A 15417-nucleotide genomic window follows, 5' to 3' on the forward strand; every position below is an offset into this window, starting at 1 on the left:
GAATAAGAAATGTTGTATTTGGGATAAATGTCACTAATTGTTAACTGGTAATAAAATATGCTTTTGTAGCTAACAAAGCTTAAATTGTATCTTTTAAAATACCAACCATCAACCTTTCATGCTCAAATTCTTCAGAAGCTTAAGACAAAGCCTGCTTGCCGAAAACAAATTCAACAGATACCTGCTGTATGCCGTAGGAGAAATTTTGCTGGTCGTAATCGGGATTCTCATCGCCATCAGCATTGATAACTGGAATCAGGAGCGTATTTTAAAAAATGAAGAACAGGTGGCCCTGCTGAACCTCAAGCAGGATTTCGAATACAACAGGGAGGCCCTCACAAAGAATATTGCTATTACCCAAAAGACAATTGAATCCAATTTACAGGTGCTTAATTATACCGGGGCTAAGCCAAAACCAGAGACGGAGGATGCCTTTAACATTCTGGTCAATGATGTGACGGTTACCTCCGAATTCTTCCCCAAAAACAGCTTTCTGGATGATCTGATGAATTCGGGCAGGCTTCAAATCATCAGGAGTGCCGGGCTCAGGGACAAACTGTCTTCCTGGAAACCCATATTTGACCGCATTAAGGAGGAGGAGCGGCAAACCAAGAGCTATTCGGATCCCCTGTTGGCCTTTATAATTAAGAACGGCAGCTGGCTCAATGCCGATGAGGTTGCTACTTCCGAGACTATCAAAAAATATACCTTCCCCAAGTCCGGGTTCGAGGTAGACAACCGCAACCTGTTGAACTACCTCGAATTTGAAAACATGATTGAGAACCTTGTTATTTATCATGACAGGGTCCTTACCAGTCAAAAAAACGGATTGAAGTTGGTTCAGGAGATCATCGGATTGATCAATAAAGAAATTAGGGATGAATAATGAGAAACCAATTGGTTGATTCGTTGGCCCTCCTGCTTAACCCATACGGCTATTAAAACTAACTCTGACACATGATTGCATTCTTCAGAAACTTAAGGCAAAACCTGCTTGCCGAAAATAAGTTTAGCAAATACCTGCCTTTATACGGCCGGGTCTTGCGGTTTTGAAGCGTAAGCTGTAAAAACGCCTAAGTGCAGGCGTGCTTTCTTTGCTTCGTTTCTTTACAAGAGTAAAGAAATGAAGGGAAATAAATAAGAAAAACCCCTACCTTTAAATTCATGAAACCAAAAAACTACACAGCCATGGGCATTGCCCTGGGTGCCGGCATCGGGGCGGCCCTTGGGGTGGCTACCCGGAACCCGGGCCTGTGGATCAGTCTGGGCCTTGTCCTGGGAATCGCCATTGGGGGAGGCCTGGATCGAAAACGCAAGGCACGGCAGCAAGATGGTTCCGAATCGGACTAATTTTAAAATATGAAATACCTATACGGGAGAGCCCTTATGGCCCTCCTTTTCCTGATCGTTATCCCGGCCGGTGCCCAGCAAACCATTACCTTCAGGGTGGGGTATCAGCCCAACACCCAATACCGTCTCAGTCAGCAGCAGATATCGCGCAATACCATTAATTACATCGCATCCGAGGAAATGCTGGCCCAACTGGAGCAAGGCGGAGTTATCAACCCAACCGTGGTAACAGACTCCACCATAACGGTAAGCCTTACCCGAACCGGGGCGGGAACCCAGGACAACTTTCCCATTGAAATTGAAATGCTGGAATCCTCCAATGCTGCCCTTGGAAAGGGTACCATGTTTTATGGTTTCTCAGAAGGAGGCCAGGCCCGGATCGATTCTATTTCCAATTCGGGGATGGACGAGCAGATGCAGCAATTGATTATGGGCGCTGTGGAATCTATGATGAACCAGATGCAGTTCCCGGAGCAGCAGCTCAGCCCCGGCGAAGGTTTTCAACATGCCGTTCCCTTAAAGCTCCCTATGGGGCCGATAGTCCTGGAAATGGAGATTATCTCCGATTACCTGCTTGAAAAGGTAGAAGCGGGCCTGGCCTATTTTAAGGTAAACCAGCAGCTACAGATGAAAACCGAGGTAGAAGGATATGAAATCAATGCCAGCGGTACCGGTACCGGAAAAGTAACCTACGACGTACAAGAACAATTTTTCCGGGCCTACCATTCTGAAATGCAGATGGAAATGGAGATGCAGCTGGAGACCTTTACCATGGAACTGCAGATGATGAGTATAACCAACCAGCAAACCGAGATCGTTAACAGGCAGTAATAATGAACCCCTTAGGGTGCAGAAAGCTGGGATTTCTGGCACAGTGCTTGTACCTTTGGGACTTTCAAAGCAAAATGTATGGCAAAAATATTGGTGATAGAAGATGAGGCGGCCATCCGGCGCGTTCTTGTAAAAATCCTATCCGAAGAAAGTGATCAGTACCAGCTGGAAGAGGCTGAGAATGGAAGTTCTGGCCTGGACCATATCAAAAAGAACGATTACGACCTGGTACTCTGCGATATCAAAATGCCCAAAATGGATGGGGTGGAAGTGTTGCAGGAAGCCCGTAAGATCAAGCCGGAAATCCCCTTTATCATGATTTCGGGCCATGGCGACCTGGATACGGCCGTACAGACCATGCGCCTGGGAGCTTTCGACTATATTTCCAAACCCCCGGACCTGAACCGGCTGCTGACCACTGTCCGCAATGCCCTGGACCGGAAGGAGCTGGTGGTTGAAAACAAGATACTGAAGAAAAAGGTCAGTAAATCCTTTGAAATGGTAGGGGAAAGCCCTGAGATCAAATCCATACAGGAAATGATCGAAAAAGTGGCCCCCACAGATGCGAGGGTCCTCATCACCGGATCTAATGGTACCGGAAAAGAACTGGTTGCCCACTGGATCCATCAAAAAAGTGCTCGCGCTGCAGGACCCTTTATAGAAGTAAACTGCGCGGCAATCCCTTCTGAGCTGATTGAAAGTGAATTGTTCGGGCATGTCAAAGGGGCTTTTACCTCGGCTGTAAAGGACCGGGCCGGAAAATTTGAAACCGCCAATAACGGCACGTTGTTCCTGGATGAGATTGGAGACATGTCACTTTCTGCCCAGGCCAAGGTATTGCGGGCCCTGCAGGAGAATAAAATCTCCAGGGTAGGCTCAGACAAGGATATCAAGGTAGATGTGCGGGTAGTGGCGGCTACCAACAAGAACCTGCAAAAAGAGATCGAAGAGGGGAAATTCCGCGAAGACTTATACCACCGCCTGGCGGTAATTTTGATCAAGGTACCTTCCCTGAATGACCGCAGGGACGATATCCCCTTGTTGGTTACCCATTTTGCGGGAAAAATAGCCGAAGAACAGGGTATCTCGCCCAAACAATTTTCAAAGAAGGCGCTGGCCAAATTGCAGGACTACAACTGGACCGGAAATATCAGAGAACTGCGCAATGTGGTGGAACGCCTCATTATCCTGGGCGGAAAAGAGGTGTCCGAGGAAGATGTGAAACTTTTTGCTTCCAAATAGTTAACGGGTATCGCAGCTTTGAAGTTGCTGTAAGGCCTGCTCCGTAATTTCTTTAGTTTGCAGGTTGTAATAGCGCTTGGCCGGGCTCAGGTTGGGCTTGAGCAGCTGTCGCTCGCAATGTTCGTAAATCCTTCGGACAAATACCACCGCTTCCACGCAGGGAACCTCATTCACTACTTTTTCAAGGGAGTTCCGGTAATTCTGAAGGGAGCTGTCTATTTTGGCTTCTACCTCCGCCTCATTCAGGCGGGATTTCGTATAATCTTTGGTGTTGAGGGCCAGAACGTCATTGTCATAATCGCTTTTATGCGTTTCTTCGTGTTCCATAAGCGCCTCCATACTGTCCGAAACATTTTCCAGGGCCCGCTTCAGCAGTACCTGTGCCCCATTGAGCGTGCCTGTTTTTGTGGCCATAACCAGATCATTACGGGTCTCTGATATGCTTTTTTGGGCATAGTCACAGCCGCAGGCCTTAAATTGGTCTTTAGACTTATCCAGGGTATTCAGGGCCTTGTATGCGTGGTACTTACTGACCTCCAGATTATCTGCTTTAAGGGCATTCTGGGTGTGGTTCTTTATAAAGCCGATCAGGGAGCCTGCATTGACACAGGCCTGGTTCGGACTGGCCGAAAGGAGCAGAAAAGCCCCCGTAACAGAAATAAAAATTCTGAGAAGTTGCATAACAGTAGGTTTGTATCCTGCTGGCGCAGAACGGGATTTGGTGAAGATAAAGATAGGTCGGGGCCCCGCTGCCCCCCATTTTTTTCGACCAGGGGGCAAACTCTGTGGATTTTCGGTAAGCCCCATCAATATTGTACGGATAAACAGCAATTTTTGGGGGACGAATGCCCTGCGACCGGCCAAATTATTTTATCTTGATCCCATGAAGCAAGTACCCATAGAAGACTACAAGGCCCATTCGGAAATAGTCCTGGATGCCATTCCCACCTACCAGGATTTTGGGATGGAAAAGAAAAAACTCAAGCGGGAATTGGTAACCCTGCGCAAACGACTCGGAAAGTTTCAGGATGTGATGTATGCCCATGGCAAATACGCCGTCCTGGTCTGCCTGCAAGGGATAGATACTGCCGGGAAAGACAGCCTGATCCGGGAAGTATTCAAAGACTTTAACGCCCAGGGGGTAGTGGTACACAGTTTTAAGGTACCCACTGAACTGGAGCGCAAGCACGACTTTTTATGGCGGCACTATATCGCCCTTCCGGCACGGGGGAAATTCGGGATTTTTAATCGCACCCATTACGAAAACGTACTGGTTACCCGGGTACATCCTCAATACATCCTGGGGGAATTCCTGCCGGATGTGCAATCGGTGGATGATATAGACGATGCCTTTTGGGCCCGGCGCTTTGAACAGATCAACCAGTTCGAAAAAACGCTGCACCAGAATGGTACCCTGGTCTTTAAATTCTTCCTGCACCTCTCTGAGGAGGAGCAGCGACAGCGCCTTTTGAGGCGCCTGCGCCTGCGCGAGAAACAGTGGAAATTCTCGGCCAGCGACCTGGAAGAACGCAAATTGTGGGACCAGTACCGTAAATACTACCAGGATGCCATCCGAAAGACCAGTAAGGAGCATGCCCCCTGGTACGTCATCCCGGCAGATAACAAACCTGCTGCCAGGGTAATCGTCGCTTCCATCCTGCTGCAGTCCATGCAACAATACAAAGACATTCGCGAACCTGAGTTATCCAAAGAAATCAAGTCCAACCTGAAAGAGTACCGAAGGCAACTGGAAGCCCAGGCCAAGCAATCCGGTAAATAATTTTATACAATGAATTCCAAACCTAGTTCTTTTTACTACAGATCCTTTTGCATACTTTTTTTCCTGGCCGCCACATTGGCCCTCAATGCCCAGGCCGACGATGCTGCAATGATCCGCAAATTATACGATAAGGCACTGCAGGAAGGCAAGTCCTATGACTGGTTGAATTACCTTTCCAACCAGATAGGGGGCCGGCTGTCCGGTTCGGTACAGGCCCAGCAGGCCATTGATTACACCAGGGCAGAACTGGAAACCCTTGGCCTGGACCGCGTCTGGCTGCAGCCCGTGATGGTTCCCAAGTGGGTGAGGGGTATCCCGGAATTTGCCTATATAGAAAGTACCCCGGGAAATACAAACAATGTTCCTGTTTGCGCCCTGGGGGGGTCGGTAGCTACCCCTCCCGGAGGCCTGAAGGCCGGGGTAGTGGAAGTAAAGGACTTTGAGGAATTAAAACGCCTGGGCAGGAAAGCCATTGAAGGGAAGATCGTCTTTTTCAACCGGCCGATGGACCCGGCAAAGATCAATACTTTTGAAGCGTATTCAGGGGCGGTAAACCAGCGCTCCTCCGGGGCTGTAGAAGCTTCCCAGTACGGTGCGGTTGGCGTAATTGTACGTTCCATGAGCCTCCGCCTCGATGATTACCCGCATACCGGGACCATGCGCTATGGGGAACAGCCGCTCGCTGAGCGTATCCCGGCAGCGGCAATCAGTACCAACGGGGCCGAGCTGCTCAGTACCACCCTGCGACTAAACCCGGACATACAGTTTTACTTTAAACAGAATTGCCGGCAACTGGAGGACGTACAATCCTATAACGTGATCGGCGAGATCCGCGGAAGTGAGTTTCCAGATGAGATCATAGTGGTAGGCGGTCACCTGGATTCCTGGGACCTGGGCGATGGTTCACACGATGACGGGGCAGGATGCGTTCAGAGTATGGAAGTCCTGCGTATTCTGAAAGAAACGGGTTATCGTCCCAAAAGGACGGTGCGGGTTGTACTCTTTATGAATGAGGAAAATGGCCTCAGGGGTGGTCGAAAATATGCAGAGGAAGCCCAGCGCAAAGGGGAAACCCACCACTTTGCCCTGGAGAGCGATTCCGGGGGGTTCAGCCCTAAAGGATTTTCATTTGACTGTTCAGAAGCGCAATTTGCCCGCTTGCTGGAATGGAAACCCCTTTTCGAACCCTATATGGTCTATCATTTTGTACGCGGCGGCAGTGGGGCTGACATCGGACCCCTCAAGTCTCAGGGTCCGGTCCTGGCCGGGCTGCGGCCGGATAGCCAGCGTTACTTTGACTACCACCACGCAGAGAGCGATACCTTTGAGGCCGTAAACCGCAGGGAACTGGAACTGGGCGCAGCGGCCATGGCCAGTATGGTGTATCTGGTAGACCGCTATGGTTTACCGGCCAGTGATACTGGTAAAGGGAAGTAAATGGGGCCGGCAATGGCCCTGCCAAAAGCAATTAAATGCATAACTTTGCCGCCTAAAATGCAAAAACATGAAGGAAGGAGTATACGCAAAATTCAATACAACTAAAGGTGAAATCCTGGTCAAACTGACCCACGATAAAACCCCCGGGACGGTGGGGAATTTCGTGGGCCTGGCCGAAGGAAATTTACCCAATGCCGTCCGGGAGGCCGGGAAACCGTATTATGACGGGCTTAAATTTCACCGGGTCATCCCCGATTTTATGATACAGGGGGGTTGTCCTTCCGGGACAGGAACCGGAGACCCGGGGTATAAATTCGATGATGAGTTCCATCCAGACCTCAAACACAATGAACCGGGGGTGCTGTCCATGGCCAATGCCGGCCCGGGTACCAATGGGAGCCAATTCTTCATCACCCATGTCCCCACTCCCTGGCTGGACCGTAAACATACCGTTTTTGGACATGTAGCCCAGGGGCAGGAGGTAGTAGACTCCATTGCTCAGGGCGATTCCATAGAGTCCCTGGAGATTGTACGTATAGGGGCGGAGGCGGAAGCCTGGGATGCCGTAGGGGCCTTTGAAGACTTTAAAAAATCCAAGGAAGCCCGCCTGCGCGAAGAAAGAAAGGAGATGGAGGCAAAAATGGCTGAAATCTCTGAAGGGTTCGAAACCACTGCCTCAGGCTTGAAATACCTGATCATGGAAGCGGGCAAAGGCCCAAAACCTGCAAAAGGTGACCGGGTATCTGTGCATTATGAAGGCTCTTTGCTGGACGGTACCGTTTTCGACAGTTCCTTTCAGCGAAAAGAACCCATAGAATTCCTGCTTGGGGAAGGACAGGTTATCCCGGGCTGGGATGAAGGAATACAGCTGCTGAGGGTGGGAGATAAGGCCCGCATGCTGATCCCTGCCGAACTGGCCTACGGGGCCAGGGGTGCCGGAGGTGTAATTCCACCTAATGCACCATTGCTGTTTGATGTATCCCTTGAAGGGATTTCCTAAAACTGGATTACAGACATAAAAAAACCCCGGCTACTGCCGGGGTTTAACAAAGAAATCTAATGTGTTGTTAGTCTACGACTTTAACATCTACGGCGTTTAATCCTTTTCTTCCCTGTTGTAGTTCAAATTCTACAACATCACCTTCGCGAATCTCATCAATAAGACCGGAGACGTGTACAAAATGATCGGTGTTTGAACCATCTTCAGTGATAAAACCATAACCTTTGGACTCATTGAAGAATTTAACTGTTCCTGAACTCATAATAAATAAAAATAAAATAATTAATAAGCCGCAAAGGTAGTATTAAATATTGAACATATCCGCTTTTCGGCCATTTATTTGAAATAAATTCCTAAAAATAAAGGAATTAACTCCGGGGATCCGGGGTCATTCGCAGGTAGGGTTTTATTTCTTTCACCCCCTTTGTGAAGATATTTCGCGCCTCCTCTGTTGGGATAGCCGGGCTTACCACTACATCCTCCCCTTCGTTCCAGTTTGCAGGGGTAGCCACCTTATGGTATGCTGTTAGTTGCAGGGAATCAATTACCCTCAGCAATTCAAAGAAATTACGGCCGGTAGAGGCAGGGTAGGTGAGGATCAGTTTTATTTTCCGGTCCGGTCCGATTATAAAAACGGAGCGCACCGTAAGGGTATCGTTGGCTTTGGGATGTATCATATCGTAAAGGTCGGAGACCTTGTGGTCTTCGTCTGCGATGATCGGAAAATTGACCTGGCTGTGCTGGGTTTCCTCAATGTCCTTGATCCATTCCTTATGGGAGGCTGCTCCGTCTACACTCAGGGCCAGCATTTTGACGTTTCGCTTGTCAAATTCCGATTTAAATTTGGCGGCTGTGCCTAATTCAGTGGTACAGACCGGAGTGAAGTCTGCCGGGTGGGAGAAGAATATCCCCCAGCCATCTCCCAGATAATCGTATAAATTTAGCTTTCCTACAGAGCTTTCTGCTGTAAAATCAGGGGCGGTATCGCCCAGTCGTAATGTTGCCATAAGTAATTAATATATAAAGCCTATAAATTTAATAGATTAAAAATAATATCTCTTTGCTTTCTGGTTAAACTTGTATTAAATTTAAAGGGAACAGCGGGCCTGCTCAGAAATTTCCCGAATTATTCGGGTTATGCAGGATTGGATGTAAGAATAGCAAAATATACTAAAGATGAATTCACAAAAACTGGAAGAGCTCAGGTACCCGATCGGGCACTTTGCTGCCCCAGGAACAATCAGCAGGGCAATGCGCAATGACTGGATTGCCGAACTGGAAGCGCTTCCCACACGGGTATCGGACCTGGTTGTCCCTCTCAAAGAAGAACAGCTGGAAACCCCTTACCGACCCGAGGGCTGGACCGTCCGGCAACTGGTGCACCATATTTCCGATAGCCACCACAACAGTTACCTGCGGTTTAAATGGGCCCTTACGGAAGAAAACCCTACTATTAAACCCTATGACGAAAAGGCCTGGGCCGATCTTTTTGATTCCAGGTCTGCCCCTATTGATCTCTCCCTGAAACACCTGGAGGGGGTCCATGCTAAACTGGTATACCTGCTGCGCGGGCTAACGGAGGCGCAATTGCAACGCACCTTTGTTCATCCCGATGGCAATCAGCAGTCTACCCTGGAAGTGAATATCGGGCGTTATGCCTGGCATGGGAACCACCATCTGGCACATATAGAAAATCTTCTGAAACGCCGCGGCTGGCTGGATTAAGCTTTAAAGCTCCTTCAGCATGATCCACATGGGTCTTTCCGCTTCAATGGCTTGCGAAAAAGGGATGCGTGTAGGCCCGAAGATGCGATACCCATTTTGCAGGTAAAATTGCAGGGCCGGTCCTTTCTGCATGGCCTCCAGCCAGATATACGACAGGCCAGCTTCCTGCGCCATTGCCTCAAATGAGGTAAAAAGACGGCTTCCGTATCCCATTCCTGTAGCTGTACGTACCAGGTAGATCTTTTCAATAAACAGGCCGTCGGCTGCACTGAAAGCCTCCAGATTCGTATTGAAAACGAGTTTGCAGATTCCGACTGCTTCAGTGGAAGCCTCTACAATCCAGTTCCTGATACCGGATTCCTGCAATTCGCTGAAAACCTTTTCACGGGTAAAATTATGGGTGAGATAGGGCGTGGTATCCCCTTCCGGCCAGAGATGACGGTAATGGTCGTTGTAGGCACGGGTTCCTGTTTGAATATAGAGTGGTATCCCTGCTGCATCCAGCTCCCTGAGGTTTGGGATAGTTGCGGATCTCATAAATGGATCAGGCGGTTTCCTTCCATTTAATATTGCAGCCAATACTGGGCTTTTGCAGCTCAGGGATCGGCAGCCCGTTCAGCAGGTTTTTCATGGCGGTTTCCAGGTCCTTTCCGCTTACCGGAATACCGTTGCCCGGCCTGGAATCGTCCAGCTGGCCGCGATACACCAATTCCAGTTCGCTGTCAAACAGAAAAAAATCGGGGGTACAGGCGGCGGCGTATGCCCTGGCCACATCCTGACTTTCATCGTATAAATAAGGGAAGGAATATCCTTCTTCCCGGGCGGTTTCTTTCATTTTATCCGGGTGGTCCTGGGGGTAGTTTTCCACATCGTTGCTGGAGATGGCTATAAAGGAAATTCCCTTTGTCTGGTAGGTATTTGCCAGGCCAACCAATACCTTGTTTACATGCTTTACAAAAGGGCAGTGGTTGCAGATAAACATGATTAGCGTACCCTTTTTACCCTGAAGGTCTTCGAGCGTATACGTATTGCCAGTTGAGGTGTCCGGGAGGGTAAAACCCGGGGCCCGGGTTCCCAATGCCAGCATATTACTGGGTGTTCTTGCCATGGGATTGGAATTAAAAGTGTATTACAAAGGTATTAAATAAGTTGCGTATTCATGAGCAGATGCTTATCTTCTGGATAGCATTACCAATTCTAAATAAGTACACTGTTTTGAACCAAAAGCATTCCTATTCTTCGCTATCAGAAGCCATTAAAGATCTGCAGGATCAGGGCTATACCGAAAACCTGAACTTCTGTGATTCCGGCCTGGAGAACAAACGAAAAAGCTGTATCTATCCGGCCGCGGAACTTCATGTAAAGGAGTTTTATCGCTTTGAGGGGAAGACAGATCCCGGAGATAACAGTATTTTGTATGCCATTGAAATTTCAGACGGGCACAAAGGGCTGTTGGTTGATGCCTATGGAGCCTATTCAGGCAGCATCCCCGCGGATATTATTTCCAAGCTTAAAATTGACCGTTGAAACCCGGCCAGATACCTGCAGACATCGATCAGATCCATATCCAGTTTGATTCGGAGGCCCTTTGGATGCTAAACCTGACCCTGGGGCTGGTCATGTTCGGGATTGCACTGGATATCCGCCTGAGCGATTTCAGGCAGTTGATACGGGTACCCAAACCGCTGCTGGTTGGCATTGGCTCCCAGTTTCTTTTATTGCCGGCCCTTACCTTTGGGCTAGTAAACTTTTTTGATCCCCTTCCCAGCTTTGCCCTGGGGATGATCCTGGTCGCCTGCTGCCCGGGCGGCAATGTATCTAATTTTATGACCCACCTGGGGGGTGGTAATACAGCTCTGTCAATAAGCCTTACCGCATTTGCCACACTTTTCGCCGTATTGCTGACCCCTCTGAACCTTCAATTCTGGGGCGGCCTGTATGAGCCGTCTGCAGCACTACTTCAGGCAGTGCGGATAGACATCCTTGAGATGGTTCAACTGGTGGCGCTGCTTCTGGGTATCCCGCTGATGGCTGGGATGGCCGTCCGATACTGGTATCCGGGGCCAGCGGCTTATCTGGCGAAACGTTTTAAATATGGTTCGCTCTTGTTCTTTATTGGTCTTATAGCTTTGGCCTTATACAACAATCGAGCAGTTTTTTGGGATTACGTGGGCCTGGTTTTTATAGTCGTTTTAATACATAATACGATAGCCCTGGGCAGCGGGAACCTACTGGCAAGGCTTTTTCGCCTGGAACCTACAGCTGTTAAAACCATTACCCTGGAAACCGGGATTCAAAATTCAGGCCTGGGGCTTTTACTTATTTTTACATTCTTTGACGGCATGGGGGGAATGGCACTGATAGCTGCATTTTGGGGTATCTGGCACCTGGTGAGCGGGATGCTCCTGGCGGGATACTGGGCCTGGAAACCCAGGAAGAAATCAACTGTAATTCAGGACGGATGATTTATGGCATTTTAAAAATATTGGTCCGTTTTGGATTTTTCTGTTACTACCGGGAAGTGCGCTGGGAAGGCCTTGAACATATCCCGAAAGATAAACCGGTAATGCTCCTGCCCAACCACCAGAATGCGCTGTTGGACCCTCTGTTGTATGCGGCCTATGCGCCCGCAGCACGGCCCTGGTTCCTTACAAGGGCCGATGTTTTTACGCGGCCGTGGCTGAAGCGTTTTTTTAGAATGCTTCATATGATCCCCATTTACCGCTTGAGGGACGGCAGAGACAACCTGAAATACAATGAGGGAATTTTTGATAGCTGTGCGGATCTTTTTCGGGAAAATGCTCAGCTCCTCTTGTTTCCCGAAGCCAATCATAATCTCAGGAGACAGGTACGCCCCCTCAGCAAGGGTTTTACGCGAATCCTGCAGGCTTCCCTGGAAAAATACCCGGATCTGGACATCCAAATTGTCCCGGTGGGGATCAATTACCAGCAGGCGGCTGGTTTTCCGGATAGTGTTTGTTTCCGGTTTGGAAAACAAATTGCTGTTTCGGATTATTTTGCAAACCAGCAAGACGGCCATTGGGTAACCACCCTCAAAGAGACCGTTTTTTCTTCACTTACCCGGCTTACCACCCATATTCCACCTGAGGCAGATTACGAGCAACTTGCAGCCTCTCTGGAAGAGGTGCCAGCCGATTTTCTACAGCCGGATACGGTAAATGATTATATCCTGGATAAACATTCAGAGCTCCCCAGGCGTCAGAACACATGGTCTCGCCTGCATAGAATCCTCCGCCCTTTCTTTACCCTATGGAACCTGCCAGTTTTGCTTGCCTGGAAATGGATCGCAGCCAACAAGGTCTGGGAACCGGAGTTTCTCAGCACGTTTCGGTTTGGCTATGCTTTTCTGGTCTATCCCCTGTATTTTACCATATTGGGCATCGCCCTTTCCTTCTTTGCAGGAACGGGATATGCCCTGGCTGGGGTGCTTCTGCTCTTTCTATTCAACCTCCTTTATGTGAAAACCGGCCAGGCCGCTACATAAATTCTCCGAAAAAGATAGCATTCATCAGTAGTTTATTGGTCCCATACCAAAAAGCTCTGAAATTGGTGTTGTCTGTAAAGAGGATCACCCTCCCGCGACCCGAACGCTGTACTTTAAAGGGGGCGCTTCCGGAAATCAGAGCGGCGTTTTCCTCGGAAATGTAACCGCTCAGCAATGGATTTTGTGTGTACAGTATTGGATTGTCGTATGAATTTTCTTCCGGGTCCAGATAAATATTGGTATTCCGGAACAGGGCAATCCGATCCTGGGTATACCCGTAATTGATGGGGTGCGAAAGGTCCAGTTTCGCCTCAAAAATGGCTCCCCCGGTAACCTGGGCGCCCTGGAAATCCCTTTTTTCCACAAAGCTGATGTCTTTCGCAACAAGGGTGTCTTTCCTGAAATTTAGTTTCAGGAACTCGTTCTTCTCCAACCAGTTGGCCGCATTCCGATACCCGATAAGGGTACCTCCTTCGCGGACCCAGTTTTTCAGTTTGCTGATATTCCCCTCGGAAAGCCCGCCGCTTCCCCAGCCACCGGGAACGATAATATCCGTATAGGAATCCAGGTTTGCACGGCTGAGGTATTCCGTATCGATTTTGGTAAGCTGCATCCCGTAGCGCGTATCGAAGAGGTGCCAGATCTCGCCGGCATCGTAAGAGCGGATTCCGTTCCCTACAATGATTGCCACTTTCTGCCGCTTGAGGGCTTCAAAATCACGGCTTCCCAGATCTATGCCTTCAGTTAGCCCGGTATCTACCCCCAGGATCTCCAGGCCGGATTCTGCCGCGACCTCCTGAAGAAAAGCGTGTAATTCGTCCGTAGCCAGGTTCTGTCCCTGAACGGGAATCATTATGCTTCCGTAATCGTAATCACGCCCGCGAAGGCGGAAGGGCTTGGTAGCTACCTTGGCCCGCAGCCCTTTTTGCAGGATATGGTTGAGTGCTTTAGGGGTGTAGTACTGGTGCCATTCAAAAAGATAGGCATATTTGCTGCTCCGATCTACTGCCCCCTTCATTTCAGGCAGCTTTTCCAATGCCGGGCCTACTGAAGGAAGGCTGCTTAGCTCGTCGTATTCCAGGTTGAAGGCCAGCGGGAAGGTCCAGGCAGAAATATCATAAAACAAACTGTCCGTAAAGGTGGTCCGCTTTTCAAACATGGCCTGGATCAGCCTGGGGTTTTTCTGGTCCATGGGGACCACAAAACTCATGTCCTTTTTGTACTCTTTTCCGTTGTGTTTCCAGTCGGCAGTCAATTGGTGGACCCGGATTTTGTGCCGCTTCAGGATCTCTGCCAGGTGCCATGCCCTGGCCCCGTCTTTAGGGTGCCCGAAAACAATGGCCTTGGTCCGGTTCCGCTTTACCTCTGCCTGAATGTCCCGGTAGTAATCCCGCTGGTAATCCAGTAGTTTGGTCCGCATATTCCAGGCCGCCTCTATTGTAGAGAGGGCTGTGGTGAACTGGTTGCGAATGGTAAAGGGAAAAGTCAGGATACCATTTTCGCTTTCCTGTATGTGTCCTCGGGAGCTCGCCTGTTCAAACAGGATTCCGATACTTCCGTTGACATCCGGAAACGTGGACCCTTTTCCATAATAGTAATCATCGTACCCTTCCTCGGAATAATACAGCGAACCGATCTGATCCAGTGCCCTGGCGTGGTAGGTCCCGATCTCCGCAGTGAGTTCCTGGTTGATTTCCGGGGTGAGCGGATGCACCCTGCTGGGTACCCCGGGCTGGAAAAAGAAAGTGGCATTGGTACCCATTTCATGGTGGTCTGTCAGCACATTGGGCATCCAGTTGTGGAAGGTTTCAATACGCGTACGGCTTTCGGGTAATTGCACCGGCAACCAGTCGCGGTTCAGGTCAAACCAATAGTGGTTGGTGCGACCGCCGGGCCATACCTCATGGTATTCGCGCTCGTTATTATCGGGATTCAGGTTGATGCTCTTATTGGTGTTGGCCCAGTAGGCAAAGCGCTGCAAGCCATCCGGGTTAAAGGAGGGATCCATCAGGATTACCATGTCTTTTAGCATGGCTTCCATTTCAGCTCCCTGGGCTGCGGCCAGGTGGTAGGCATAGGCGAGCCCTGCATTGGCCCCGCTGGGCTCATTGCCATGTATGGAAAAACCCTGGTAAACCACTACCGGCATCTGGTCTATATCGGCAGAGGCGCTTCCGGATTCAGACAGTGACAGATGTTGCCGGCGGATGTCTTCCAGCCGCTGATGGTTTTCGGGCGCCGTAACGGTCAGCAACAAGATGGGCCGGCCTTCAAAGGTCTCTCCCCTGTTGGTCAGTGAAATGCGGTCACTGGCCTTATCCAGTGCATGCATGTACATTACCAGCTTGTCGTGGGTCACGTGCCAGGCACCTACCTCATGGCCGATAATTTCTTCAGGGGTGGGGATTGACGGATCGTAACTGATTCCATCCGGAAGGAAATAAGAAAGCCCGGATTCTTCCTGTGCCAGTGCCGTCAGGCACATAAGCGTTAAAAAAATTAAGGTAAATCGCTTCATAAGTTGCATAGTCAATATTCGTTTTAAGG

General features: G+C 49.5%; 17 protein-coding genes. 11 read left to right on the forward strand and 6 right to left on the reverse strand.

Translation table 11 applies throughout. From position 1 onward, the window contains the following. Window positions 1–118: 118 nt before the first annotated feature. From ACT6NV_RS10790 to ACT6NV_RS10805, 4 genes are all read left to right on the forward strand, one after another. Window positions 119–886 (forward strand): DUF6090 family protein, encoded by a 768-nt coding sequence (locus ACT6NV_RS10790; RefSeq protein WP_445384461.1) that lies wholly within the window; start codon window positions 119–121, stop codon window positions 884–886. A 278-nt stretch (window positions 887–1164) separates the two neighbouring features. After that, window positions 1165–1350 carry a hypothetical protein gene (locus tag ACT6NV_RS10795; protein ID WP_445384462.1) on the forward strand — a complete coding sequence of 62 codons (186 nt, stop codon included), beginning with the start codon at window positions 1165–1167 and terminating at the stop codon, window positions 1348–1350. A gap of 9 nt (window positions 1351–1359) precedes the next feature. Beyond that, a complete protein-coding gene (locus ACT6NV_RS10800) occupies window positions 1360–2181 on the forward strand; it encodes a hypothetical protein (RefSeq protein ID WP_445384463.1) in 822 nt (273 codons plus the stop codon). Window positions 2182–2259: 78 nt separating this feature from the next. Then, window positions 2260–3423: a sigma-54-dependent transcriptional regulator gene (locus ACT6NV_RS10805; RefSeq protein ID WP_445384464.1), complete on the forward strand. Its 1164-nt coding sequence runs from the start codon at window positions 2260–2262 to the stop codon at window positions 3421–3423. On the opposite strand, the gene ACT6NV_RS10810 is transcribed toward ACT6NV_RS10805, so the two are convergent. Beyond that, window positions 3424–4104, reverse strand: coding sequence for a hypothetical protein (locus tag ACT6NV_RS10810; RefSeq protein WP_445384465.1), 681 nt, complete (start codon window positions 4102–4104; stop codon window positions 3424–3426). It abuts the gene before it with no gap. Between the two features lie 202 nt (window positions 4105–4306). Between ACT6NV_RS10810 and ACT6NV_RS10815 the strand changes: the two genes are divergently transcribed. The 3 genes from ACT6NV_RS10815 (at window position 4307) to ACT6NV_RS10825 (ending at window position 7640) form a co-directional block, all read left to right on the forward strand. Continuing rightward, window positions 4307–5203: a PPK2 family polyphosphate kinase gene (locus tag ACT6NV_RS10815; RefSeq protein ID WP_445384466.1), complete on the forward strand. Its 897-nt coding sequence runs from the start codon at window positions 4307–4309 to the stop codon at window positions 5201–5203. A 9-nt stretch (window positions 5204–5212) separates the two neighbouring features. Further along, complete coding sequence (locus ACT6NV_RS10820) at window positions 5213–6640, forward strand: M20/M25/M40 family metallo-hydrolase (RefSeq protein ID WP_445384467.1); 1428 nt, start codon at window positions 5213–5215, stop codon at window positions 6638–6640. A gap of 67 nt (window positions 6641–6707) precedes the next feature. Continuing rightward, entirely contained in the window at window positions 6708–7640 is a 933-nt protein-coding gene (locus tag ACT6NV_RS10825; protein ID WP_445384468.1) for a peptidylprolyl isomerase, read from the forward strand. Between the two features lie 67 nt (window positions 7641–7707). Here ACT6NV_RS10825 and ACT6NV_RS10830 read toward each other — a convergent pair whose 3' ends face one another. Together ACT6NV_RS10830 and ACT6NV_RS10835 are read right to left on the reverse strand one after the other, a co-directional pair. Then, complete coding sequence (locus tag ACT6NV_RS10830; protein WP_445381632.1) at window positions 7708–7902, reverse strand: cold-shock protein; 195 nt, start codon at window positions 7900–7902, stop codon at window positions 7708–7710. Window positions 7903–8008: 106 nt separating this feature from the next. Next, window positions 8009–8647 carry a peroxiredoxin gene (locus ACT6NV_RS10835; protein ID WP_445384469.1) on the reverse strand — a complete coding sequence of 213 codons (639 nt, stop codon included), beginning with the start codon at window positions 8645–8647 and terminating at the stop codon, window positions 8009–8011. Window positions 8648–8816: 169 nt separating this feature from the next. On the opposite strand from ACT6NV_RS10835, the gene ACT6NV_RS10840 reads away from it, so the two are divergent. Continuing rightward, a complete protein-coding gene (locus tag ACT6NV_RS10840) occupies window positions 8817–9365 on the forward strand; it encodes a YfiT family bacillithiol transferase (protein ID WP_445384470.1) in 549 nt (182 codons plus the stop codon). A 3-nt stretch (window positions 9366–9368) separates the two neighbouring features. Here ACT6NV_RS10840 and ACT6NV_RS10845 read toward each other — a convergent pair whose 3' ends face one another. Both ACT6NV_RS10845 and ACT6NV_RS10850 read right to left on the reverse strand, forming a co-directional pair. Continuing rightward, window positions 9369–9902 carry a GNAT family N-acetyltransferase gene (locus ACT6NV_RS10845; protein ID WP_445384471.1) on the reverse strand — a complete coding sequence of 178 codons (534 nt, stop codon included), beginning with the start codon at window positions 9900–9902 and terminating at the stop codon, window positions 9369–9371. A 7-nt stretch (window positions 9903–9909) separates the two neighbouring features. Then, the gene (locus ACT6NV_RS10850) at window positions 9910–10473 is read right to left on the reverse strand and encodes a thioredoxin family protein (protein ID WP_445384472.1); all 564 of its coding nucleotides are present in this window, start codon (window positions 10471–10473) and stop codon (window positions 9910–9912) included. Window positions 10474–10580: 107 nt separating this feature from the next. On the opposite strand from ACT6NV_RS10850, the gene ACT6NV_RS10855 reads away from it, so the two are divergent. From ACT6NV_RS10855 to ACT6NV_RS10865, 3 genes are read left to right on the forward strand one after another with little or no spacing between them, the layout of a single operon-like run. After that, window positions 10581–10892, forward strand: coding sequence for a phosphoribosylpyrophosphate synthetase (locus tag ACT6NV_RS10855; RefSeq protein ID WP_445384473.1), 312 nt, complete (start codon window positions 10581–10583; stop codon window positions 10890–10892). Continuing rightward, entirely contained in the window at window positions 10889–11830 is a 942-nt protein-coding gene (locus ACT6NV_RS10860) for a bile acid:sodium symporter family protein (RefSeq protein ID WP_445384474.1), read from the forward strand. The genes ACT6NV_RS10855 and ACT6NV_RS10860 overlap by 4 nt, the downstream gene beginning before the upstream one ends. After that, the gene (locus ACT6NV_RS10865; protein WP_445384475.1) at window positions 11737–12870 is read left to right on the forward strand and encodes a 1-acyl-sn-glycerol-3-phosphate acyltransferase; all 1134 of its coding nucleotides are present in this window, start codon (window positions 11737–11739) and stop codon (window positions 12868–12870) included. Before ACT6NV_RS10860 ends, ACT6NV_RS10865 begins: the two co-directional genes overlap by 94 nt. Here the strand turns inward: ACT6NV_RS10865 and ACT6NV_RS10870 are convergent. Further along, a complete protein-coding gene (locus ACT6NV_RS10870; RefSeq protein WP_445384476.1) occupies window positions 12863–15388 on the reverse strand; it encodes a M14 family zinc carboxypeptidase in 2526 nt (841 codons plus the stop codon). The genes ACT6NV_RS10865 and ACT6NV_RS10870 overlap by 8 nt on opposite strands. Window positions 15389–15417: the final 29 nt, after the last annotated feature.

Source organism: Robiginitalea insularis, from assembly GCF_052497835.1.